Here is a 2,231-nt window from a genome sequence, read left to right on the forward strand (position 1 = left end):
TTCCTTCAGGGTGTGGCGTTCTTCGCGCTGAGCGTCGTCATCGTCATGGCCGCGTTCGGCGGGTTCGGGGTGCTCTGACCATGTCCAAGCGCTATGGCGGAGAATTCAGCCCGACAGGCCGCCGCGACCCGGCGCGCCCGCGCGAGAGCGTCACGGCCGAACGGCTCGAGGTGCCGAGCTTCCGCGGCCGCAAGCCGATGCGCCACGGCGCGAAGATCAACCTGCTCTTCTTCCTGCCGCTCATCGCGCTGGCGGCCGCGTTCACCAACGCCGAGGCCTCGGCCATGGCGGTCGACCTCGCGGGCGTGGCCGCCCTCTTCCTCGGGGCCTGGCTGACGCGGGACGGGGTGCGCGCCGAGGACGCCTTCGACGAGCGCAAGGTCGCGCGCCGCCCGGCGATCCCGCGCAAGCTCTTCGGCGCGGTCTCGACCGGGATCGGCGTGGGCCTCCTCGTCTGGGGCGGGAACTGGAACGCGGCGGCCGGCATCCTGATGGGCGCCGTGGCCGCGGCGCTGCACCTCGCCTCCTTCGGCCTCGACCCGATGAAGGACAAGAGGCTGGAGGGCGTGGACCGGGTGCAGACCGACCGCATCGCGCGCAAGATCGAGGAGGCCGAGAAGGTCCTGACCGAGATGACCGACGCCATCCGCCGCGCCCGCGACCGCCAGATCGAGGCCCGCGTCGAGGCCTTCGAGGACACGGTGCGCCAGATGTTCCGGCAGGTCGAGGCCGATCCGCGCGACCTGACCTCCGCCCGCCGCTATCTCGGCGTCTACCTCCAGGGCGCGCGCGACGCGACGGTGCAGTTCGCCGACCTCTACGCGCGCAACCGCGACCCGCAGGTGCGGGGCGACTACATGGCCTTCCTCGACGATCTCGAGACCAATTTCGCAAAGCGCACGCGCGCGATGCTGACCGACGACCGGTCCAACCTCGACATCGAGATCGAGGTGCTGAGAGAGCGGCTGAACCGCGAGAACCTGCGTATAGAGGGATGAAGACAATGAGCACGCAAATCCGCCAACAGGCCGAGGAGGCCGCCCGACTGGTCGACGAGCTGAACGCCGTCGTGCTGCCCGAGCCTTCGGCAGACCTCGTGCCCCTTCCCGCGGCCGACGCGCCGACCGCCGAGGAGATCGGCCGCCGCATGGCCGAGATCGACATGGGCGACACCAATTCCATCGTCTCCTTCGGCTCGGCCGCGCAGGCGGAATTGCAGCAGATCTCGCAGGCCATGCTCCAGGGCGTGAAGAACAAGGACGTGGGCCCCGCGGGCGATAGCCTGCGCGAGATCGTCGGCACGATCCGCGGCTTCTCGGTGGACGAGCTCGACCCCGGCCGCAAGCAGAGCTGGTGGGAGCGCCTCTTCGGCAAGGCCAAGCCGCTGCATGACTTCATGGCGAAATACGAGGAGGTGCAGGAGCAGATCGACCGCATCACCGACAACCTCCTGCACCACGAGCACGTCCTGATGAAGGACATCAAGTCGCTCGACCTGCTCTACGAGAAGACGCTCGCCTTCTACGACGAGCTCGCGCTCTACATCGCGGCGGGCGAGGCCAAGCTCGCGGAGCTCGACACGCAGACCATTCCCGCCAAGGAGGCCGAGGTTCAGGCCGCGCCGCAGGACGGGCAGGTCATCAAGGCGCAGGAGCTGCGCGACCTGCGCGCCGCCCGCGACGACCTCGAGCGCCGCGTCCACGACCTCAAGCTCACGCGGCAGGTCACGATGCAGTCGCTGCCCTCGATCCGGCTGGTGCAGGAGAACGACAAGTCGCTGGTGACGAAGATCAACTCGACACTGGTGAACACGGTGCCGCTGTGGGAGACCCAGCTCGCGCAGGCGGTGACGATCCAGCGCTCGACCGAGGCCGCGAAGGCGGTGCGCGAGGCGACGGACCTGACCAACGAACTGCTGACCCGCAACGCCGAGAACCTGCGGGAATCGAACCGCATGGTCCGCGAGGAGATGGAGCGCGGCGTCTTCGACATCGAGGCCGTGAAGAAGGCCAATGCCGAACTCATCGCGACGATCGAGGAGAGCCTCCAGATCGCCGACGAGGGCAAGCGCCGCCGCGCCGAGGCCGAGGCGGAGATGGTGAAGATGGAGGCCGAGCTGCGCGACACGCTCGCGGCGGCCTCCGCCCGGCGCCCGGTCGCGTCGGACGCGCCGCCGCCGCCCCCCAACACCTGCCCCGGCCAACGCCCGACCCGGCCCACGCTGGCCTGGC

2 protein-coding genes are annotated in these 2,231 nt (G+C 69.5%); both read left to right on the top strand.

The window, feature by feature from the left end:
- The first annotated feature begins 80 nt into the window (after nt 1-80).
- Complete coding sequence (locus ACTS11_RS10195) at nt 81-998, top strand: 5-bromo-4-chloroindolyl phosphate hydrolysis family protein (RefSeq protein ID WP_442640206.1); 918 nt, start codon at nt 81-83, stop codon at nt 996-998.
- Nucleotides 999-1,003: 5 nt separating this feature from the next.
- Nucleotides 1,004-2,231, top strand: a 1,228-nt coding sequence (locus tag ACTS11_RS10200) for a toxic anion resistance protein (RefSeq protein WP_442640207.1), incomplete at its 3' end; no start/stop codon positions are given.

It is taken from the genome of Roseicyclus sp., from assembly GCF_052168335.1.
Taxonomy (GTDB): Bacteria; Pseudomonadota; Alphaproteobacteria; order Rhodobacterales; family Rhodobacteraceae; genus Roseibacterium.